This is a genomic window from Streptomyces yongxingensis, from assembly GCF_055597465.1.
In genome coordinates this window covers 362,430-381,628 of record NZ_CM145717.1, presented here as the reverse complement: position 1 = coordinate 381,628, position 19,199 = coordinate 362,430, and the positions used below count along the sequence as shown (strand labels likewise).

Sequence of the window (19,199 nt, the reverse complement as noted above, 5' to 3'; positions counted from 1 at the left end):
AACGCGCCATGAGCCACCACCCCGAACCCGTCGTCACCACCGCTCAGGGAACCGTCCGCGGTCTGCGCCAAGGCGACACCCTGACCTTCCTGAACATCCCCTACGCCGCCCCGCCCCGCGGCGCCGGCCGGTTCGCGCCGCCGCAGCCGCACGAGCCGTGGGACGGCGTACGGGACGGCACCGTGCCCGGACCCAACGCCCCGCAGTCCGAGCGCAAGCTGGGCAGCATCGACATGGCCCCTTACTTCGGGGCTGGTTGGAGCCGCGGCGAGGACTACCTCACCGTCAACGTCTTCACGCCCGCCGTCGGCGGCGACGCACTGCCGGTCATGGTGTTCGTCCACGGTGGCGGGTTCGTCGCCGGATCGACGCGGTCCACGATGTACGACGGCTCCGCGTTTGCCCGCGACGGCGTCGTCCTGGTCACCCTCAACTATCGGCTCGGCATCGCCGGGTTCCTCGACATCCCCGGGGCGTCCGCCAACCGCGGCCTGCTCGACGTGGTCGCCGCGCTGCGCTGGGTGCGGGAGAACATCGCCGCGTTCGGCGGAGACCCGGACAACGTCACCCTTTTCGGCCAGTCGGCCGGGGCGACTGTCGTCGGCGGCGTCCTCGCCACCCCTGAGGCCGTGGGCCTGGTCCGCCGGGCGATCGTACAGAGCGGCAGTGGCCTGGGCGCGTTCACCACCGAGCAGGCCGCCCGCGTCACCAAGGCGGCGGCCGGGGCCCTGGGCATCGAGCCTCACGTCGACGCCTTCGCGGACATCTCCGACGAGCGCCTGGTCGAGGCCGCCTCCCAGCTCGCGGGCATCGACCTGCAGACCGCAACCCACGGTGATCCGCTGATCGGACTCAGCCCCTTCAGCCTGGTACTCGACACCCAGCCCGCCGAAGCCGTCGCCGCCGGCCTGAGCGCCGACGTCGACCTGCTGGTCGGCACCAACACCGAGGAGGGAAACCTTTATCTGGTCCCGGTGGGCAAGTACGCCACTTCGACCGCTGCCGACGTGGACGAGGCAGCGGCGCGCTCGCACTCAGACCCGGCGCGGCTCGTCGAGACCTACCGCACGTCCCGCCCCGAGGCGTCCTTTGCGGAACTGCGCTCCGCCATCATGGCCGACGCGTTGTTCGGTGCGGGCAGCCGGGCCCTCGCCGACGCGCACGCCGCCCACCCGGGGTCGGCCACCTACGCCTACGAGTTCGCCTGGCGCTCCCAGGCCCTGGACGGCGAGCTCGGCGCCACCCACGCGGTCGAGCTGCCCTTCGTCTTCGACCTCGTGGACCGGCCCGAACTCAACGGCCCCAACGCCCTGCTCGGCCCGGACAAGCCGCCCGCGGACCTCGCCACCCGCGTGCACGAGACGTGGATCCTGTTCGCCAGGACCGGCGACCCCGGCTGGGACCCCTACGACACCGGCCGCAGGGCCACCATGCGCATCGACACCGAGTGGACCCAGACCGACGACCCCCGCAGCCAGGAACGCCAGGCATGGAGCTGACCCCGCACCTGTGCTTCACCTGCGCACCCCCTTCCAGGAACACCATGACCAGAACCGTCATCACCACCGAGAACGCCCCCTCCCTGCCGGCACCGCTGTCTCAGGGCATCCGCGAGGGCCCCGTCCTGCAGGCAGTGGGGTCGGTGCCGCCGGGCGTGCTCGTACGGATCTCCCGCTCGGCCAGGCGCGGCGCGGAAGTCGGCGTTCTGTCCGTAGCCGGCATCCGCCACCACGACCGGCGGCGCAAGGTGCCATGTGGCCAGTTCGTCCAGGGCGTCCAGTGCCGGCCGCCACTTCTCCCGGTGCCCGACGTCCTTGGGCACGCCGGTCCGCCGGCGCCGGACGGCGTCATCCGGCCACTCCCGGGGCAGGAACAGCCGCCAGTCCAGCGGGCACGAGGCCGTGCCGGAGACCGCGTGCACGCTGACGGCGACCTGGCAGTTCGCCTGCTTCCCCAGCGCACCGCAGTACTGGGGAGCAACACCGGCCGACGTCTTTCCGTCCTTGGGGAACGACACGTCATCCACCGCCCAGGTGTCCGGGCCGATCCGCGGCACCATCCGCTCGGCGATCCGCCGGCGCACCGGCACCGGATCCCACGTGGACTGGTTCACGAACTGCTGCAGGTTCTGCTCATTGCCGTCCGGCAACCGCGAAGCCATGGCCTGGATCGACTTACGGCGACCGTCCAGCATCAGTCCCCGCAGACAGCGGTCACCCTTGGCCCGCTGGTCGCGGAGTCCTACCAGAACGGAAGCCGTACCGGCCGGAGCGGGCCGCTTCGATGACGGCCGTGGAGCGCGGGCTCGTCATCGCGGATGACCTGGCCGCGGTCCGTACACGACCACCAGTCCGTTGTCGGCGTCGACCTCGACCCGGTCGCCGGTCGCGATCTTGGCGACCGGGTCGTCGTCGAACTCGGTCACCGTGGGGACGCGGGTCACGATCGCGCCGAGGGCGGCCTTCGTGGTCAGGTTGGTGAAGACCATCGCCAGCGGAGCGGTGCCCATCAGGCGGGTCGACTGGAAGAAGCCGGACCAGCCCGAGGAACCCTTCGCTCCCGGGAAGACCAGCACCTTGCCGGTGAAGCAGACACCGTAGAGCTCGTGTCTGCGCTCGATGATGGTGCCGGTGGCCGGCTCGATCCCGCCCCAGCCGGAGATGGTCTCGTGGGAGACCAGGGCCCGGCCCGCCACGCGTCCCGGGACGATGCCGCGACCGCGGAACACGAGCCGGGCCCCCGCGGCGCTGGTCATCGGACCACCGCCGCGGGGGCCAGCGAGCCGCGCCAGCGACCGGTCACGGCGGCATCGACGCACTCCCCGGTGGTGCCGAACCAGGCTTCGATGCCGAGGATCGCCGGAAGGTAGTGCGCCTGCTTGGCCGAGTCCGTGGCGAACACCTTGGTGCCCGTGGGCGCGGTCCGCGACATGGCCGGGCAGGAGTCGGTCAGGACCCGGCCCCCGGCGCGCTCGATGGTGGCCGTCCACCCGTTGCGGTCCGAGACGGCACGCAGCGCGCGCGGCGTCATGACCCACAGTTCGGTCCCGGCCGACAGCGTGCGGCCTTCGAGCGCCCGCGCGACCCGGCCGATCTGCTCGAGCGAGGCGTGCGGGCAGCCAATCAGCACGAAGTCGACATCTTCGCTGTTCCCGATGGAGTTGAGCGAGTCGTAGATCGCGCGGCGCTCCGCCTCGCCGTAATGCAGCGGCTCGGGCGGGGCGGCGCCGCCGAAGGCCGCCTCCAGCGTCGGCGCATCGGGGGTGCGTCCCGGGATGTGGTACATCTCGACGCCGCCCGAGGAGGCGGCGGCCGCCCCGAAGTGCTTCAGGTCCGCCAGGTCGGGTTGGCCGAGGTCGCCGACCATGACCGGGCGCGCTTCCTGAACCGCGTCGCCGACGAAGTAGCCGAACATGCCCCAGTCCTGAAAGCCGGTCATCCGCAGCCCGGACTCGATCAGATGGGTTCCGTAGCGGTTTTCCACCAGGTGGTTGCCCCAGCAGGGGATCCGGCCCGTGATGCTCGCCGACCCGGTCGAGGCGCCCCCTTCGCAGTTGGTGCGAGCGCCGAGGACCGAGTTGGCGTAGACCACCGCCGAGGACTCCATCCAGGCGATGTGCTCGCCGTAGGTCGGCAGATTGCCCACCTGGTACGGGGTGCATGTGGCCAGGACGTTGACGCCCTTGGAACTGTAGAACGACTCGGCGTCGGCCTGGAGCTCGATGTTGCGCTCGGAGTACGGCATGATCCCCAGCGCGTCGTCGCCGAAGCCGTGCTGGAGCTGGCAGGTCGGCACCTTCATCCGCGGCACCTCGATGTCGTCGTCGCAGTCGAGGCTGATCACCGCGAACGCCTTCGACCAGCCGCCCTCCTCGAACAGCTTCGTCTTGGCGGGTGAGGGCTGGGTGTTGGTCCCCGCCACGTTGCGGGTCTCGCACAGGTGCGCGGCACCGAGTGCGTCGGCGTATCTGATGAGCAGGTCCATCGCCGCCGCGACGGCATCGCCGTCACGACCGTCGCGCATGGCCTTCTCCTCGTCCGTCAGAGTGACCATCGACTCCTCCTCAGCCCTCGACGTTCTCGCGGACGCGGTCGCGCAGCGCCGTCAGATCGACCTGGTGGACGTCCTCGCCCAGGGTCAGATCGAGGGTGTGCGCGGCGGCGAGGCCCATCGCCGAGCAGGGACCCATCACCCGGACGCTCGAGAGCGCGGCGGCGTCCCCGTCGACACAGCGTCCGGCGGCCACGAGGTTGCGCGCCCGCGGCGAGAGCATGCTGCGCAGCGGGACGTAGTGGACGTGGTCGGGGCCGAAGGTCTCCCAGACGTAGCCCTCGGCCCGGTCGTGCAGCTCGACCGGCCAGGCCGTCCGGGCGACGGCGTCCTCGAACCTCGTCTCTCGCCGCACCTCGTCGAGGGTCAGCTGGTGGGCGGCGGCGAGCCAGCGGGTCTGCCGGCGCCCCGGGAATCCATAGGCCCGGACCCGGGCGTTCCGGAACGCCGCCGGGAACTCCCGCCGGAGGAACTCCACGACCCGGTCCGCCTGGGCGCGGCCCCGCAACTGCGCCTCGGCGGCCTCGACCGCGCCCAAGGGGGCCTCGACGTGGGTCATGTTCATCACCGCCGTGTCGCGGCCCGGGAAGAAGAACGCGAGCCCGTCACGACGGACCAGGCCGTACTCGGCGGCCTTTTCATCGACCCGGGCCACCAGCTCGGCGGGCTCCGGCTTGCCGGACGTGTCGAGTCCCTCCAGCCGGATCTGCTGGGAGCCCCAGACGGTACGGTCCGGGACCTGGCAGGGCAGGCCCGCCTCCCAGGCGAGGGCCGCGTCGCCGGTCGCGTCGACGACACCGCGGGCGGTGACGCTCACCGGGCCGAAGCGCGTGGCGAAGTCGACCCGCTCGATGACGCCGCCCTCGGTCCCGACGCTGCTGACGGAGGCGCCGAGGACCACCCGGATGCCGAGCTCCTCGACGATGTTCTCGAACCAGCGGCCAAGGGCGACCTCGTCGTAGGTCACCGTCTGGGTGTGGGCGCGGTTGTAGTGGAGGTCGTCGGTCTTCTCCAGCGCCTCGAAGAGCTCGCCGAAGATCCCGTAGGTGAGCTGGCGGTAGTCGGGCGCGTTGCCGTAGATCCCGCAGAAGAGCCCGATCATCGAATTGACGCACTGGCCACCGAGGACCGGGAGCGCGTCGACGAGGACGACATCGCGGCCGAGACGGCGCGCCTGGATGGCCGCCGAGAGCCCGGCGATGCCGGCGCCGACGACGAGGATGTCGGCGTCGAGCCGTTCGGCTGGAGCGTCGCCCGGCTTGGTGACCGTGTGGACGACGAGATCGGACAGGGGGTGGGGCATGGTGTGGTCCTCTCCCAGAGGATGGTCGGTCAGTTGGCGGCGGCCCGGCGCAGCGTGGCGCCCCGGTCGAGCGGCTCCACGGCCCCGGCGTACACACCGAGCCAGGAGCCGGGCCGCGCCGGCCAGGTCCGCGGCGCGCGTGTTTCGGCGTACGCCTCGATCCGGCGGTTCAGCTCTTCGTCGTCGACCAGGAGGTCGACGGTCCGGTTCGGGACGTCGATCGCGATCTCGTCACCGGTGCGGACGGTCCCCAGCGGGCCCGGCACGCCTCCCTCCGGGGAGATCTCGCCGACGACGATGCCCTTGTTGACGAGGCCAGAGAGCTGTCCGTCGGTCACGAACGCCACCCGCTCGCTCAGGCCGGCGCCGGCCAGCGCGAAGACCACGTTGGAGGCCATGCCCATCCCCGGTGTGCCGGTGACGCCAAGACCCCGCAGCACAAGGACCTCGCCCGGCAGCACCTCGCCGCGCTCGATCGCCTCGGTGGCCTCCGGCGCGGACTCGAAGACGCGCGCCGTACCGCGGAAGGCGCGGGCCCGGTGCTCTGTGACCGACAGCTTCACGATTCCGGTGTCGGGGCAGAGATTGCCGCGCATCACGGCGATGGTGGACTCGGGGCGCATCGGCTCGGCGCGGATCACCTCCGCGTCGACGGGGGCGCCGGCGACGGCCTCGGCCATCGAGGTGCCCGAGACCGTCATGGCCGAGCCGTCGATCCTGTCGCCGAGTTGCCGGAGCACGCCCCGGGCCCCGCCCGCGGCGTCGAACTCGTCGATGGTCGTGGGCCCGTTGGGCTGGACCGCGGCTATCGGCCCGACCTCCCGCCCGATCTCCTCGAAGAGCCGGTGGACGTCGATGTCGTACGGCGACTCCGCGGCGATCGCCTCCAGATGCTTGACCGCGTTGATCGAGCCGCTGACCGCGATGACCGCCGTCACCGCGTTGCGGAACGCCGCGGGCGTCATCACCGTACTGGGGCGCCGGTCCGCCTCAACGGCCGCCATGACGAGCGGGCCCGCGGCGCGCGCGGCCGCCCACATCGTCTCGCTGTTGGCCTGAGTGGGGGCCGAGCCGGGCAGCGCCATGCCGAGCGCCTCGGCGACGATGTGCATGGTGTTGGCGGTGCCCATCCCCTGGCAGACACCGGGGCCGGTGATGGCGCGGTCGGACATCCGGCAGAGGCCGTCGAAGCTGATGGCGCCCGCGGCGAGCTTGCCGGCACCGGCGAAGACCTCCTCGATGTCGACGCGGCGGCCGTTGTCGAGGACACCGCAGCTCTGATAGCCGCAGGCGACGATCACGGTGGGGACGTCGGTCCGCGCGGCCGCCATCAGCTGGCCGGGCGTCGTCTTGTCGCACGACGCGAGGCAGATCATCCCGTCGAGCCGCGCGCCCTCGACAACCGCCTCGATGTCGTAGGACACCAGGTCGCGGCCCGAGAGCACATAGCCGCCACCCCGGCCGGCGGCCATGACGAAGTCGGTCGGCGCGACGGTGCGGATCTCGAAGCCCAGCCCGCCGGCGTCGTACACCGACCGGCGGACGGCCTCCGCGACCTTGTCGAGATGGGCGAAGCACGGCGCGAGTCCGGAAGAGGAGTTGACGATGGCGATCTTGGGCCGACGGATCTCCTCGTCGTCGTAGCCCAGCGCCTTCCACTGCGTACGCGTCGTCGCCCAGCGAGACGACCCGACCGGATGGTTGCTGCGCGGTTCGGTGGACATCCCTACACTCCTTCCTCGTTCTTCGTGGTCGCTTCTCGGGTGGAGGCGTTTGTCAGGAGGGGGGCCGCTGTCCTCACCGACGCCACACCGGTCGTGGGTGCCTCCACGGACAGCGCCCCCTCCGCTTCGGCCGGCAGCCGGCGCTGGACCCGGCCGAGCACGAACAGCACCAGCACCATCACGGCCGGGCAGGCCGCGAACACGGTGAACGCGCCGTGTGCCCCGAGACCGGCGTCGAGGATGACACCGCCGAGCCAGGGGCCGACCATGGCGCCGACCTTGGCCACCGAGGAGGCCCAGGCAGCGCCGTTGGCGCGGATGCCCGTCGGGTAGAAGGTGCCGGCGATGCTGGTGATACCGCCATGACCGCCGTTGACGAACATCTTGGCGCCGATGACGAAGGCGACGTAGACGGCCGGGCCGAGGATTCCGGTGCCCAGCGTCAGCATGCAGATGACGGCCGCGAGCGGCATCCACAGGATGATGCCCGCCCCCTTGCGGTCCACGAACCGGCTGATGAACAGCTGCGCCACGGCGCCCGCGACGCTCGCCAGGGCGGCGATGGTGGCGGCCGCGCTCACGCTGAACCCCATTTGCTCGTTGATCATCGGGGTCCAGAAGACCAGGAAGTAGATCAGTGCCGAGGAGAGGAGGTAGACCAGCCACAGCAGGGGTGTGATGGCGGCGAGGTGGCCGCGGAAGAGCTGGGTGGGGGTGAACCGCTTCCCCGAGTGCGCCTGCTCCTGGGCCTCGGTGGTGAAGCGGGTCCCGGGCTCGATGGACAGGCCCGGCTGGAGGCGGCGCAGGATGCGGGAAACGCGCTCATCGCTGCCGGGGCGGGCCTTCAGCACCAGGAACTTCACCGACTCGGGCACCAGCGGCAGCACGGCGAGGACGGTGAGCAGGGAGCAGACGCCGCCGACGACGAACACCGATCGCCAGCCGTACTCGGGAATCAGCCAGTTGGAGACGGGACCACCGGCGGCGCCACCGAGCGTGTAGCCGACCATGATGATGGAGACGGCCGTCACCCGGACCCGCTTCGGCGCGTACTCGGCCGCCAGGGCCCAGGTCAGCGGGAGCACCCCGCCGAGGAAGAGCCCGGACACGAACCGCAGGGCGAACAGGTGGGCGTAGGTGTCCGCATAGGCGAAACCGAGCATGAAGAGGCCGAAACCGGCGACCGAGGCGACGATGGTGGGACGGCGTCCGATCCGGTCCGCCAGATAACCCATGATCAGCGCGCCGATCATGGTGCCGAAGAGACCGACCGTGGCCAGGGTGCCGAGCTGGGTCCCGGTGAACCCGAAATCCTTTCGGATGTAGGTGGCGGCGAACGACAGGATCTGGAAGTCGAAGCCGTCGAGGAAGGTGATCAGACAGCAGACGGCGTACATCAGCAGCCAGTAGCGGCTCGCACGCTGGCGCTCGACGATCGGCGCCACTTCCACGACAGGTCGGGTGGCGCTCATGGCCGTCTCCTCGCCGTTGAAGTCGGCCACGATGGGGACGCGGGTGACGACCGCAGCTCTGTCAGGGCATGGGACATGAGGGCTCCTGGGGAAGGGGGCTGTGCCGCGAACGCGGCTCTCATCGCGTGCCCCGCACCGTAGGCAGCCCGCTGCACCGGAGGGAATGCCCAGGTCAATAGAGCGTTCGACTGGGCGGCATCAACGGCGTTTATGCTTCGAGGCAGGCCGCGGCCCGGACCATCAGGTCGCGCAGCCAGCTGTGTGCCGGGTCCTCGTCGTGGCTCGCGTCCCACCAGAGATGCTCTTCCAGCGGATCGAGCGGTACCGGGCAGGTGAGCATGCGCAGCCCGTACGCGGACGCGATGGGCGCGGCGAGCCGCTCCGGAACGAGCGCCACCCGCCGCGTTCCGGTGATGAAGTCGGGTACGGCCCGGTAGCTCTCCACGCGTACGGCGATGCGTGGCCGGATGCCCAGGGCGGTCAGCTGCCGGGTCGCCGGAGCGGCCGACGGGTAGCCCTCGTCCCGGTGGTAGGGCACCACCCACGGCAGCCGTGCCAGATCCTCGATGCCGAACGACTCGGCCTCGCACAGCGCATTGCCGGCGGACACCACGCAGACCCACCGGTCGTGGAAGAGCGGAGCCGACTCGACCCCCGGGGTGCGGAAGTGGCCGAGCGGTGGGGAGACCATGGCATCGACGAGCCGGATCGCGTCGCCCGCGCCACTGCCCAGGGTCTCCCTGATGAGCTGGAGGTGGAGCGCCGCATGGGGCGCCTCGTGGTCGAACAGCCGGGACAGCGGGGGGCCCAGGACCGTCGCCGGGTAGTCGGCCATCAGCAGGGTGAACTCCCGCTCGGTGGTCGCGGGGTCGAACGCCCTGCCGGTCGCGAAGAGCCTTTCGGCGGCCGCGCACACCGTCTCGACCTGTCCGGCCAGCTGCGCGGCGAGCGGTGTCAGGACGTAGGAGCCGTGTACCCGGGCGAGCAGCTCGTCCCCGAATTGCCGGCGCAGCCGGGACAGCGCGGCGCTGACGGCGGGCTGGGTGACGCCGAGGTTCCGGGCGGCCCGGGTGACGTTCCGCTCGCGCAGCAGCGCTCGGAGCGTCACCAGGAGGTTGAGGTCGAGGTTCGCGAGGTGTGTGGGCCGGGACTGCCGTGGGCTCATGGGCTCCGGATTCTGCCGCACGCACGCCGGCTCTTTCCATCCTCCTTTCCGGGGGCGTCCGGTCGGCCGGGGCCGTCCCGGCGGCCGCCGGCTGCGGTGCCGTTGCTGGACCCGGTGCCGTCGCTGTCGACGTTCCTGCGCGCGGTGCGGCGTGATCTCACGGTGGGGGAGTGGGCCGGTCTTGCCGCGGGGCCGGAAGCGGCCCGCGCGCATGATGTCTTCGGCAAGCGTGCGGACCCCCACACGCTGCTGATGTGCAAGCGCGACAAGGCCCTGTGCCACCGCTGCCTCAAGCACACCCCCAGCCTCGACCAGTGCGTCCCCGCCTGCGCGAACACCGCCCGCACCGATCAGCACGCCGCCGGCCTGGCCCGCTGGGCGAGCGCCTGCGCGACAACGCCACCCGGCTGCGCGACCTCGCCGACGCCCACCACCGCACCCGCACCACCCTCCAGGACGGCACCGCGTGAGCCCCGCCCTCGACGAATGAGACCGTATCCACGCGGCCATGGACCGCGTCCTGCAGGGAACCGCGCAGCACTCCAACGGCGCACTGACGATCGTCGCCCTGGCTCAGGAAGCCGGCGTGCCGCTCAACGCACTCACCCAGCGCCACCTCGACACCTTCCGGTCCGGGCGCTGCCGAGCCGGCCGCACCGGGCCCATGCCACTGAGTGGCTACCTGATATCCGGTGTGGAGCCTTCACTGCGAGGTCGGCTAACCAACGGGACGAAAAGCGTGTCTTCACCGCACACGTCGAGCTTGTAAAGATCTGTCTTTCAGTTCCTGCGAACATGGCCCGGCCGACTGCTGTCATGAGCCCGACCACGGAGCCTGAGGGTACCCCCGGTGGAAGGGCCGTGGACGGCGGAGGTCATCCCTGGCTCCGCCGGTGGCATCGGCGGCTGCCCCTACGCACGCAGCGCGACCGGCAACCTCGCCACCGAGGACCTGCTGTGGATGCTCAACGGACTCGGTATCGACACCGGCGTCGACCTACAGGCCCTCGCAGCCACCAGCCGCTGGATGGCCGAGCGACTCAGCAGGCCCAGCCCCTCACGCGTCGTAACCGCTCTGACCTGACGTTGACCTCGCGCTTTCGCGAGGTGGCCTGTCCGAGGGTTGGATGGTGACCGGGTTTTCGGCGACGTACATGACCACGTACGTGGTGCCGTTCGGGGAGGCGTCGGCGAATGTCGGCGGACTTCGAAAAGTGGACCAGTAGCGGTCGAACGGGCGTCGCAGGAGACGGGGCAACCCCTGGCAGGATGCGCACCACCCAGTAGCCTGGCGTCTCAGCCCCGGCACGCTGCTGACAGGCAACGACGCCTCAAGAATCACTACGGAACCTGGTACCGGAGCAAAGGCGTCCAGGTCCTCGTCGAACTCCCAGGCGCTCAGAGCCACCAAGTCGGCGGCATCGGACGGCAGGCTCGGGCCGCCCAGCTCCTGTTCGGTCCAGATTCGTGGAATCGGGACCTCCGGACCGATGACTTGACCTTGGATGAGGCGTCCATGACCGCCTACGGCATCGAGTCGCAGCCGGGCATCGCACCCCTGATGGCCTCCGGCGGTTGCTGAACGGAGCGACCTGGGACGCCGACGAGTCCGCGACGACCTGCAGTCATACGTCGTCAAGCACCTCGGCGATGACGGCGGGGTGCTCGTCATTGATGACACCGGCTTCATCAAGAAGGGCACCACCTCGGCCGGAGTGCAGCGCCAATACTCCGGCACCGCCGGCCGCACCGAGAACTGCCGGATAGGTGTCTTCGCCGCCCACGCCACCAGCACCGGCCGCGCGTTGGTGGACCGGGAGCTGTACTTGCCCAGGTCGGGGACGGACGACCGCGAGCGCTGCCGGGCGGCGAAGGTCCCCGACGAACGCGGCTTCGCCACCAAGCCGGTCGGCCGTCGGATAAGTAGTCCGTCCGGCGCCGTTCCACCAGCGTCGGATCGATTCGACGGCGAACGCGGCGGTGTCGTGGTCGGTGCCCACATTGACCCAGCCGGTGTTCGCGGTGACGTCGTAGATGTCTTGGCGTTGCTCTGTAGGCTGAAGCCCTCCTCGCGCAGGAGGTCGCCCACCGTGTCCGCGGAAATCTTGTGGCCCTGGCGGGTCAGCTCCGCTGCGCGCTTGCGGGTTGATCTGGTGGTCCAACGCAGCGGCGACATGGGATCCCGCGGACGTCCGGCTCGACCAGGGCGAGCAGCGCGGGCCGAAGCCGGGGATGCAGATCGACGATCCGCTTGGATCGCCCCGAACTTCGCCGCCAGCAAAGTCGTCGCCGGTTGCTGCCCTCCGTGGCCAACGCCGCCTCACCGAGGCACTCAACATGTGAATCACGAAGCCACACCGGGCCCCTCGCCCAGCACGGCGGTCGCGAGCGTGTGCTTGAGCCATGCCTCATAGTCGTCGTAGGACCAGCCGGCGTCCGCGACAAGGCTGTCATGGATGCCGGCGCTCAGCAGGGCGACCGCGATGTCGGCGGCACGCGGGTCGATGACGCGGCCCGAGGTGCGGATGCGGTCGATGATCATTTCGACGCCGAGCCGGTGGCGTCGCCCGGCTTCGTACTGCGTGGCCGCGATGTCGGGGTCGACCGCGGCGCCTGAACCGAGGATGGTGATGATGTCACCGCAGCGTTCCCTGACGTGACGGCTGGCCTTGGCCAGCATGCCGAGCAGTTCGCCCGGGTCCGTCATTCCCTCCGAGGCTGTCATCAGATCGGGGATGCCGGCTTCGTCGTCCAGCAAGTCGACGAGTCCGGTGAGCACACCGGCCTTTGAACCGAAGTGGGCGTAGATGGTCTGCGGCGCGACGCCGGCCTCTTGGGCGATGAGACGGATCGGCGTACGGGCGTAACCGCGCTCGGCGAACAGACCGCGTGCCGCGTCAAGGATCGTGCGGAGTGTCAGCGCCTCACGCCTGTCGCGCAACCGGACGATGCCGGGCAGGTCGGGTGGCATGTATGCTCCAGCTAGAACGTTGTTCTAAATAGTAGATCGAAGATCTAAGTTAGCAGGAGCGAAGACGTCATGACTATTTCCATGTCTGTCGACGAGATGCTCGCCGGGATGACGCACGCCTGGAACACGGGTGACGGGGCCGCCTGGGCCGCGCACTTCGCGGAGGATGCGGACTTCGTCGACGTGGTGGGTCGCGTCCAGCGCGGCCGGGACGTGATCGCCACGGAGCATCAGAAAATCTTCGACACCGTCTACCGGGGCAGCCGGCTCGCGATCCGGTGCCTTGACAGCCGCCAGCTCGCGGACGGCGTCCTGCTCGTACACACCGTCTCGACCCTGCGGGTTCCCGAAGGACCGCGAGCGGGAGAGTGGCATGCGATCCAGACAAAGGTCGTGCGGGACGGAAAGATCATGGCGTTCCACAACACCGGGCGGATGGACCTGGCGGACTTCGTGGGAGACGACGAGGACTTGGCTCGCCAGTCTCCGCAGGAGTGGCGGCGACAGGACTCCTAGGGCCCTACTTCGCGGGGCACCGACCCCCGAGGGCACACTGGAGTACTAGGCGTCGTTCAGGGACTGAGAGGTCGTTCTCTCCCAGTGTTTCATCCCGGAATTGGTTGCTTGGTGAGTGAGCTCCGCATGCCGCAGATGCGTCATCTGCCCTCGTCGAGGAGGCGATGGGGCGGCAGACGCTCGCGCTGCTGCGGCAGTTGGATGCCGCGTGTCTGAGTGCCGACGATCTCGCCGAAGCATCGATGCAGGTGTTTGCGCCATCTGATCACCGACGCCACCGGCATCCCGCTCGCCGCCACCCTGACCGGCGGCGACCGCAACGACGTCACCCAGCTGATCCCACTCCTTCAAGCCGTGCCGACGGTGCGGGGCAAGCGCGGTCGGCCCCCGACGCCGCCCGGACGTGGTGCTGGGCGACCGCGGCTACGACCACGACCAGTACCGCCGCCTGGTCTGGGACCTCGGCGTGAAGCCGCTGATCGCCCGCCGCGGCACCGAGCACGGCTCCGGGCTCGGCACCCAACGCCTGGTCGTCGAGCGCGCGTTCGCCCACCTCCACTGGTTCCGCCGCCTGCGCATCCGCTGCGCGCGATGGCGATCACGTCGTCGAGCCGGTCACGCACAGCGAGCAGATCGGTGATCCGCTGGTCGATGCGGACACGCTCGGCCGCCATCTGATCCAGGAGTGCTCGGGGCGCTTTTTCTTCACCCGAGTCCACGCACGGCAGCACCTCGCGGACCACTCTGCTCGGGAGGCCCGCGGCATACAGCTGTTGGATCAGCCGGAACCGGCCGACGGCGGTGTCAGGGTAATGCCGCTGGCCGCCGGGGCTGCGGCCCGTCTGGAGCAGACCCTGTTCCTCGTAATAGCGCAGCGCCCGGACGCTCACTCCCGCCCGCTCGGCGGCCTCCCCGATGCGCACCGGTGCTCCTCTGCCCGGACGGCCCGCCCGACTTGCACCTGACGTCAACGTCAGGTTCTAGCGTAGTGGGCGTCGGCACTCGCCGAACATGCACCCCACTGATCTCACGAACGGCCACCCCAGGCCGCGTGGAAAGGCAGAACGCCATGCGCGCAGTCCGCTATCACGAGTACGGCGGTGTGGAGACCCTCGTGGTCGAGCAGGCACCGGACCCGCATCCCGGGCCCGGCGAGATCCGCATCCGCGTCGCGGCGGCCGGCGTCAATCCCGTCGACTGGAAGGTGCGTTCCGGTGCGGTGCACGAGGTGCTCCCCGTGGACCTGCCCGCGATTCCTGGGCGTGATGCCGTCGGCGTGGTCGACGAGACCGGTGAGGGCGTGCAGGGGGTGAGCATCGGCGACCGTGTCTTCGGGCTGGGCGGCGTAACCGGCGCGACAGCGGAGCTGGCCGTGCTCTCGGCCTGGGCCCACGCGCCTACCACGTGGACCGACGAGGAGGCCGCCGGTGCCGGTCTGGCATCCGTGACCGCGATGGGCGGGCTGAAGGCGCTCGGTCCCCTGCGGGGGCGCACCCTGCTCGTCGAGGGCGCCGCCGGAGGCGTGGGCAGTGCCGCGGTCGAGATCGCGGTGGCTCAGGGCGCCACCGTGATCGGGACGGCCAGCGAGCGCAACCACGAGTTCCTCACCTCTCTCGGAGCCGTTCCCACCACCTACGGCACCGGCCTCGCGGAACGCCTCGCCACTCTGGCTCCGGACGGTGTCGACATCGCGCTCGACACTGCGGCGTCCGGGTCCCTGGCTCATCTCATCGCGATCGTGGGCGACCCTGCCCGCGTGTCGACGATCGCCGACCACGCCAACGCGCAGCGCCTGGGTGTGCATCTGGCCAACGCGGAGAACGACTCCACGCTCCTCGCCGAAGCGGGCGAACTCGGCCGGCAAGGCCGCTACACACCGCGCATCGAGCGGACGTACCCGCTCGAACGGATCGCGGAAGCGCACGCATATGCCGAGCGCGGACACACGCGGGGGAAGATTGTGGTCTACATCTGAGCTTGTCCCACCGTTCGGGGCTTCCCGCGGCTTCGGCCGCGGGAAGTCCGCACCTGGTTCGGGCTCTTACGCCTGCCACCGCGCCGAGTCACAGAAACGGTCGTCACCGGTGCCTGAGCCGTCGTGATCGAGACAGACACGGAAGGTGTAATCTGCACCGTCGTTGAGGTTGTACCGGCCGCCGTCGTCGGCGCTTCGAGAGATGCAGTTGCCGTTCCCGCGGGCCCTGAGCGAGTAGCGAGTGCTTCCGTCCGGGCTGATGACATAGGCGACCGCGCTCCAGCCGTCCGCCTGCTCGTCACAGACCTTTGTCTTGTCCCCGTCGCTGTTGAACGTGAGCTTGCCGCCCCGGTCGCCGCCGTCGTCGGTCTTCATTTCGTGGCTGGCGGCATGTGCCCCCGTCGCCATGGTTAAGGAGACGGCAACTGCCGCCGCCATGACGCCACTGGCCTTGAGCATGCCCTTGATATGCATGAATCTCCTGCCCTTACCTGTCGATGACCCAGCGTTGGCGAGGCGACGTAGTCCATGGATCGCATCTGCCCTCGCCTTTGCAGTCACTGACCGAACAGGTCGGCAAAACGTGACATGCCGCAGCCCCACCGTCTGACGGGCCTCCCGTAGCTAGCCTCAGCAGCCCCGTGAGCAGGGTTCACACAGGGGTTCTGACCTTGGGGCCGCTGCGCAGCTCAGGTGGCCGGGAGTCGGTGACACCCACCATGCTTCGCACGCTGTTGGTGACAGGTAGCGCGCCGACCTGGTGACACCCACCGTGCTTCGCCCGATCGAAGCCGCAGGTCAGCGGATGCCGATGGTGACAACTACCGTGTTTCGGCTCACGGCCGTCGACGCTGTCCGCGAGCCCTGCCAGCGTCAGGAGGCCCGCCTTCCTGATCGCGTACGAGCCTGCGTCACGGCACCGGAGACCGCTCCCACCGACGCCCATGCCGCCGTGTGGCTGGAGGAAGACGGCGGGGTGTGGGCCGACTATCCCACCGTGCCGTCGGACGACCACGTGCTGCCCCTGGTGTGGGCTGAGGACTGTCCCGTCTCCCGAGGCGAGTTGGGAGCACGCGGGTATGTCCTGTCCCGGATCGCTGTCTGCCGCACCGAACTGGTCTCCACCTTCGGAATGCCGCAGGTGGACAGGTCCGCGCAGTACGGCTGCGTGTGGCTGGACGACGAGGGAGACGTCTGGGCCGACTACCCGACGGCCGACCCCGAAGAGGACCTGGTCCTCTCACTGGTGTGGGCGCGAGAGCAGACCGACTCCCGAAGCGAGCTGGCAGAGCGTGCTATGTCTTCACGCGCATCGGATGGAGCCTTTGAGCCCCGCAGCCCCCGCCATGCTGGACATCGTCTGGCTCGGATAGCCACCTGGTGACAACGCCGCGACCCCGGCATTGCAACTGCCGGGGTCGGGGCGTCTCGCATCGTAGTCACGGCCATATCCACCAGCAGGGCCAGCCGGGCGGCAACGCGTAGCGAACCGGGTGGCTACGGCCCCGGGACTGGTGGGCTCGCATGTTGCGGTGTCGCGTATTCCCTGTCGCCGAGAGCTCGGTCTCACGTTGAGTAGCGTGAGACCGAGCTGCGGTCGCCCACTCGTTCCCCGGCGCACGACTGCCCGGGGCCGGGACATGCTCGCACCGAGGCGGCAGGCGGAGGTGGCGCGCCCTGCCCGGCTTCCTCGCCGCGGCGAGGGAGGAGTCAAGCGGCAACGCACGAGCCGAGACCGCGCCGCCGATGGTGAGAAGGCCATCGTTGACGCGGCCGTAGGCTCCTTCAAGCGGTCAGATGGGCAGGGTGTAGATGGTGCAGCTGCTGCATCCCTCGTGCTGGGACTGGGAAACACCCGTCAGCCGGATCTCCACGCTCCGTGAGTGTTGCTGCCATGCGCTCCAGCCGCCGACCCACCTGACCCTGACCCAGGCATCACCCTTGCACGAGCCACCGCCAACCTTCGTGGTTTGCGCGTAGTTGCTGGCTTGAGTCGCCTTGTACTTGGTGCCACAGCTGCCATCACGCCAGATGACATCGCCGCCCGCACGGAGCGGATCCAGGCGGACGGCGTGCCCTCGGCGCCTTGCAGTGCTGGCGTGGGGCGCTACGGATGCCGGCCGGTGATGGCCACGATCCGGTTGAGGAGCGAAGCGTCCGTGGGGACCGTGACGGCCGGGCCCCACAGGCTTTCGATGGGAGCGTTCGGGACGAACCCGGCCACGTGGTCGAAGCAGGCTTGCAGCGTGTCGTCGGGGAGGTCGAAGGGCTGGCCGGTGGCCCTGGCGATGTCCCAGCCGTGCACCACCATCTCGGTGAGTGCGATCTTCCCCCACGTTTCGTTCGGCAGGTCGACGCCCGCGGCGTCGGTCCTGTCCTGCCAGGCCGCCGGATCGTCCCAGGCGTCGCCGAGCGCCCGCACGTGCTTGGCGACGCTTCCCCGCCACTCGTCGCCGAGGTTCGAGGCAGTCGGCTCAGCGGCGGCTGTGTCAGTGCCTTCGCCGACGTCCTTGCGGGCCATGCTGGTGAATCCCTGAGAGGTGCTGTCAACGTGGGCGATGAGGTCACCGACGGTGTATTCGGCACAGGGAGTAGGACTGGTGAGGTGCTCATCGCCCACGCCTGCCAGCACATCGATCATCTGGCGGCAGGCCGGCTTCAGGTCGATCACGGGTTCTTCTCCTCGGTCGCGCCATGCGGTCACATAGGCAGACGGCCGGTGGAACAAAAACTCATCGGTCTGCTTCTCCACTGGGGATCTCGGCAACGCGGGACGTTCGCACGGCGTGGCCTGCGTTTCAGCAAGTCAGCGGATTCCGTCGGCTCCGCCAAGCGTCGCCCACGGCCCGAGCGGCGTATACAGCCGCTGGTTGTTCTGGTTTTCCTGAACAACCCGGTTCGGCCCGCGGCGCACCTGGGCGCCACGTCGCCGGCCGGGCACTCGTCCTGACCGGCGGCGCGTCCATGCTTGCGGCGGGCTTGGCTGTTTGCCTGCCGTGGCCGACACCCGGCGGGATGTCCCGCCACCGCGATCGGACTACCTGGCGGTCTCCAGATCGGCGGACTGCGTGTCTCCCATCTCCACGCGGAAGGGGTATGTCCCGGCTGCGGTGAACGCGTCGTGGATCGGCATGATGAGCGAGGCGAGGCGACGGACGTTCGCGTCGCCGATCGGCGTCCACAGCGCGGCGCAGTGCTCGTCGGTCTCGACCTCGATCTGCTCGCGCGCCGCGATGCCGGCATCGGTCGCGGTGCCGTCGGCGTTGAGCCAGCCGCGTGCGACGAGGCGTGTCGTTGCCGCAGCCACCTCCTCGTCGTTCCACAGCCGGGTGGCACGCGCGATCGCTTCCGGGAAGTGACCTGTCGCGGTTTGCAGAACGTTGCAGTCACATGGCCCGAGGTCGTTGGCGGCGAGCACGGTGAAATGCGCGTCGCCGCGCCACTCGCGCAACACCGTGATCTGCTGCCATAGCGCGACGAGCGGATCGGCTGGGAGGGGGACCGAGGCGTTGGCGGCAGCCATCGTCTTCCCGGCGTAGTCGGCACTCGCGACGACCGGGTCGATCAGCGATCGTGCCTCCGCGATCTGGTCGGCGGTGAGGTTTACGTCGACGCGTTGCAACGCACGATCGACGGCCGCGAAGCGAGCGGCCTGCCACTGCTCTGGCGTCGCGGTATCCCACACACCTGCCATGGCCTGCACCGACCGCGGGCTGAAGTTGTAGAAGGCCGCGAGCGTGACCTGCCACGGGACTGCGCCCATCGGGGCCGACCGGAACGCGAAGTACGCCGGCCCGTACTCGGTCACGCCGAGCTTGGCGGCCTCTTCTGGTGCCTCGGGGATGAAGTAGATGAACAGGTGGGTCGCGTTGATGGTGAGGCTGACCTCACGAACGGCATTCATGTCCATGTTGGCACGACCAAAGGTGCTGGCGAGATGCATTGCAGGTTGTCTCCTGGCAAGTCGAAGGATCAACGTCGAGTGAGGGAGCGGCGCAAGGGTGACCGCACTCAATCTCAAGC

At 69.7% G+C, this 19,199-nt stretch carries 17 protein-coding genes and 6 pseudogenes; 9 read left to right on the top strand and 14 right to left on the bottom strand.

All coding sequences use genetic code 11. The features are described 5' to 3' along the window. Window positions 1-8: 8 nt before the first annotated feature. Window positions 9-1,499, top strand: a complete 1,491-nt coding sequence (locus ACZ6TD_RS01810) for a carboxylesterase/lipase family protein (RefSeq protein WP_471349398.1) — start codon at window positions 9-11, stop codon at window positions 1,497-1,499. Window positions 1,500-1,645: 146 nt separating this feature from the next. Here ACZ6TD_RS01810 and ACZ6TD_RS01805 read toward each other — a convergent pair. From ACZ6TD_RS01805 to ACZ6TD_RS01775, 7 genes and pseudogenes are all read right to left on the bottom strand, one after another. Next, window positions 1,646-2,236 (bottom strand): annotated as a pseudogene (locus ACZ6TD_RS01805) (IS701 family transposase); the annotation flags it as partial. Window positions 2,237-2,308: 72 nt separating this feature from the next. After that, a complete protein-coding gene (locus ACZ6TD_RS01800) occupies window positions 2,309-2,755 on the bottom strand; it encodes an aconitase X swivel domain-containing protein (protein ID WP_471349397.1) in 447 nt (148 codons plus the stop codon). Continuing rightward, on the bottom strand, window positions 2,752-4,053 hold the full coding sequence (locus ACZ6TD_RS01795) for an aconitase X (protein ID WP_471349394.1): 1,302 nt from the start codon (window positions 4,051-4,053) through the stop codon (window positions 2,752-2,754). The genes ACZ6TD_RS01800 and ACZ6TD_RS01795 overlap by 4 nt, the downstream gene beginning before the upstream one ends. 10 nt (window positions 4,054-4,063) lie before the next feature. Then, a complete protein-coding gene (locus ACZ6TD_RS01790; RefSeq protein ID WP_471349392.1) occupies window positions 4,064-5,353 on the bottom strand; it encodes an FAD-dependent oxidoreductase in 1,290 nt (429 codons plus the stop codon). 29 nt (window positions 5,354-5,382) lie between these two features. Beyond that, window positions 5,383-7,077 carry a dihydroxy-acid dehydratase domain-containing protein gene (locus tag ACZ6TD_RS01785; protein WP_471349389.1) on the bottom strand — a complete coding sequence of 565 codons (1,695 nt, stop codon included), beginning with the start codon at window positions 7,075-7,077 and terminating at the stop codon, window positions 5,383-5,385. Window positions 7,078-7,079: 2 nt separating this feature from the next. Beyond that, window positions 7,080-8,549 (bottom strand): MFS transporter, encoded by a 1,470-nt coding sequence (locus tag ACZ6TD_RS01780; RefSeq protein WP_471349386.1) that lies wholly within the window; start codon window positions 8,547-8,549, stop codon window positions 7,080-7,082. A gap of 208 nt (window positions 8,550-8,757) precedes the next feature. Continuing rightward, the gene (locus ACZ6TD_RS01775; protein ID WP_471349384.1) at window positions 8,758-9,714 is read right to left on the bottom strand and encodes a LysR family transcriptional regulator; all 957 of its coding nucleotides are present in this window, start codon (window positions 9,712-9,714) and stop codon (window positions 8,758-8,760) included. 314 nt (window positions 9,715-10,028) lie between these two features. Here ACZ6TD_RS01775 and ACZ6TD_RS01770 point away from each other — a divergent pair, with 314 nt between their 5' ends. From ACZ6TD_RS01770 to ACZ6TD_RS01755, 4 genes and pseudogenes are all read left to right on the top strand, one after another. Beyond that, on the top strand, window positions 10,029-10,184 hold the full coding sequence (locus ACZ6TD_RS01770; RefSeq protein ID WP_471349382.1) for a hypothetical protein: 156 nt from the start codon (window positions 10,029-10,031) through the stop codon (window positions 10,182-10,184). 38 nt (window positions 10,185-10,222) lie between these two features. After that, window positions 10,223-10,483 carry a hypothetical protein gene (locus ACZ6TD_RS01765; RefSeq protein ID WP_471349380.1) on the top strand — a complete coding sequence of 87 codons (261 nt, stop codon included), beginning with the start codon at window positions 10,223-10,225 and terminating at the stop codon, window positions 10,481-10,483. Between the two features lie 108 nt (window positions 10,484-10,591). After that, window positions 10,592-10,798 (top strand): annotated as a pseudogene (locus tag ACZ6TD_RS01760) (hydroxymethylglutaryl-CoA lyase); the annotation flags it as partial. A gap of 458 nt (window positions 10,799-11,256) precedes the next feature. Then, window positions 11,257-11,621 (top strand): annotated as a pseudogene (locus ACZ6TD_RS01755) (IS701 family transposase); the annotation flags it as partial. Here ACZ6TD_RS01755 and ACZ6TD_RS01750 read toward each other — a convergent pair. Further along, window positions 11,616-11,988, bottom strand: a pseudogene (locus ACZ6TD_RS01750) (ISAzo13-like element transposase-related protein); the annotation flags it as partial. The pseudogenes ACZ6TD_RS01755 and ACZ6TD_RS01750 overlap by 6 nt on opposite strands. 70 nt (window positions 11,989-12,058) lie before the next feature. After that, a complete protein-coding gene (locus tag ACZ6TD_RS01745) occupies window positions 12,059-12,685 on the bottom strand; it encodes a TetR/AcrR family transcriptional regulator (protein ID WP_471349377.1) in 627 nt (208 codons plus the stop codon). A 69-nt stretch (window positions 12,686-12,754) separates the two neighbouring features. Between ACZ6TD_RS01745 and ACZ6TD_RS01740 the strand changes: the two genes are divergently transcribed. Continuing rightward, on the top strand, window positions 12,755-13,201 hold the full coding sequence (locus ACZ6TD_RS01740) for an SgcJ/EcaC family oxidoreductase (RefSeq protein ID WP_471349376.1): 447 nt from the start codon (window positions 12,755-12,757) through the stop codon (window positions 13,199-13,201). A gap of 140 nt (window positions 13,202-13,341) precedes the next feature. Here the strand turns inward: ACZ6TD_RS01740 and ACZ6TD_RS01735 are convergent, their stop codons facing one another. Next, window positions 13,342-13,530, bottom strand: a complete 189-nt coding sequence (locus tag ACZ6TD_RS01735) for a hypothetical protein (protein ID WP_471358898.1) — start codon at window positions 13,528-13,530, stop codon at window positions 13,342-13,344. Here ACZ6TD_RS01735 and ACZ6TD_RS01730 point away from each other — a divergent pair. Then, window positions 13,460-13,793 (top strand): annotated as a pseudogene (locus ACZ6TD_RS01730) (transposase); the annotation flags it as partial. The gene ACZ6TD_RS01735 and the pseudogene ACZ6TD_RS01730 overlap by 71 nt on opposite strands. On the opposite strand, the pseudogene ACZ6TD_RS01725 reads toward ACZ6TD_RS01730, so the two are convergent. After that, window positions 13,786-14,124, bottom strand: a pseudogene (locus ACZ6TD_RS01725) (MerR family transcriptional regulator); the annotation flags it as partial. The pseudogenes ACZ6TD_RS01730 and ACZ6TD_RS01725 overlap by 8 nt on opposite strands. A gap of 146 nt (window positions 14,125-14,270) precedes the next feature. On the opposite strand from ACZ6TD_RS01725, the gene ACZ6TD_RS01720 reads away from it, so the two are divergent. Further along, complete coding sequence (locus ACZ6TD_RS01720) at window positions 14,271-15,176, top strand: NADP-dependent oxidoreductase (RefSeq protein WP_471349375.1); 906 nt, start codon at window positions 14,271-14,273, stop codon at window positions 15,174-15,176. A 66-nt stretch (window positions 15,177-15,242) separates the two neighbouring features. On the opposite strand, the gene ACZ6TD_RS01715 is transcribed toward ACZ6TD_RS01720, so the two are convergent. Beyond that, window positions 15,243-15,650, bottom strand: a complete 408-nt coding sequence (locus ACZ6TD_RS01715) for a hypothetical protein (RefSeq protein ID WP_471349374.1) — start codon at window positions 15,648-15,650, stop codon at window positions 15,243-15,245. Between the two features lie 286 nt (window positions 15,651-15,936). Here ACZ6TD_RS01715 and ACZ6TD_RS01710 point away from each other — a divergent pair, with 286 nt between their 5' ends. Beyond that, complete coding sequence (locus ACZ6TD_RS01710) at window positions 15,937-16,560, top strand: hypothetical protein (protein ID WP_471349373.1); 624 nt, start codon at window positions 15,937-15,939, stop codon at window positions 16,558-16,560. Between the two features lie 723 nt (window positions 16,561-17,283). Here ACZ6TD_RS01710 and ACZ6TD_RS01705 read toward each other — a convergent pair. Together ACZ6TD_RS01705 and ACZ6TD_RS01700 are read right to left on the bottom strand one after the other, a co-directional pair. Further along, window positions 17,284-17,928, bottom strand: coding sequence for a TIGR03086 family metal-binding protein (locus tag ACZ6TD_RS01705; RefSeq protein WP_471349371.1), 645 nt, complete (start codon window positions 17,926-17,928; stop codon window positions 17,284-17,286). Window positions 17,929-18,213: 285 nt separating this feature from the next. Beyond that, window positions 18,214-19,080 carry an SCO6745 family protein gene (locus ACZ6TD_RS01700; protein ID WP_471358752.1) on the bottom strand — a complete coding sequence of 289 codons (867 nt, stop codon included), beginning with the start codon at window positions 19,078-19,080 and terminating at the stop codon, window positions 18,214-18,216. Window positions 19,081-19,199 lie beyond the last annotated feature (119 nt).

Bases quoted from the DNA above. Each gene is read 5' to 3' on its own strand.
- ACZ6TD_RS01810 (WP_471349398.1), top strand. From the start codon at position 9: ATGAGCCACCACCCCGAACCCGTCGTCACCACCGCTCAGGGAACCGTC.
- ACZ6TD_RS01800 (WP_471349397.1), bottom strand. From the start codon at position 2,755: ATGACCAGCGCCGCGGGGGCCCGGCTCGTGTTCCGCGGTCGCGGCATC.
- ACZ6TD_RS01795 (WP_471349394.1), bottom strand. From the start codon at position 4,053: ATGGTCACTCTGACGGACGAGGAGAAGGCCATGCGCGACGGTCGTGAC.
- ACZ6TD_RS01790 (WP_471349392.1), bottom strand. From the start codon at position 5,353: ATGCCCCACCCCCTGTCCGATCTCGTCGTCCACACGGTCACCAAGCCG.
- ACZ6TD_RS01785 (WP_471349389.1), bottom strand. From the start codon at position 7,077: ATGTCCACCGAACCGCGCAGCAACCATCCGGTCGGGTCGTCTCGCTGG.
- ACZ6TD_RS01780 (WP_471349386.1), bottom strand. From the start codon at position 8,549: ATGAGCGCCACCCGACCTGTCGTGGAAGTGGCGCCGATCGTCGAGCGC.
- ACZ6TD_RS01775 (WP_471349384.1), bottom strand. From the start codon at position 9,714: ATGAGCCCACGGCAGTCCCGGCCCACACACCTCGCGAACCTCGACCTC.
- ACZ6TD_RS01765 (WP_471349380.1), top strand. From the start codon at position 10,223: ATGGACCGCGTCCTGCAGGGAACCGCGCAGCACTCCAACGGCGCACTG.
- ACZ6TD_RS01745 (WP_471349377.1), bottom strand. From the start codon at position 12,685: ATGCCACCCGACCTGCCCGGCATCGTCCGGTTGCGCGACAGGCGTGAG.
- ACZ6TD_RS01740 (WP_471349376.1), top strand. From the start codon at position 12,755: ATGACTATTTCCATGTCTGTCGACGAGATGCTCGCCGGGATGACGCAC.
- ACZ6TD_RS01720 (WP_471349375.1), top strand. From the start codon at position 14,271: ATGCGCGCAGTCCGCTATCACGAGTACGGCGGTGTGGAGACCCTCGTG.
- ACZ6TD_RS01715 (WP_471349374.1), bottom strand. From the start codon at position 15,650: ATGCATATCAAGGGCATGCTCAAGGCCAGTGGCGTCATGGCGGCGGCA.
- ACZ6TD_RS01700 (WP_471358752.1), bottom strand. From the start codon at position 19,080: ATGAATGCCGTTCGTGAGGTCAGCCTCACCATCAACGCGACCCACCTG.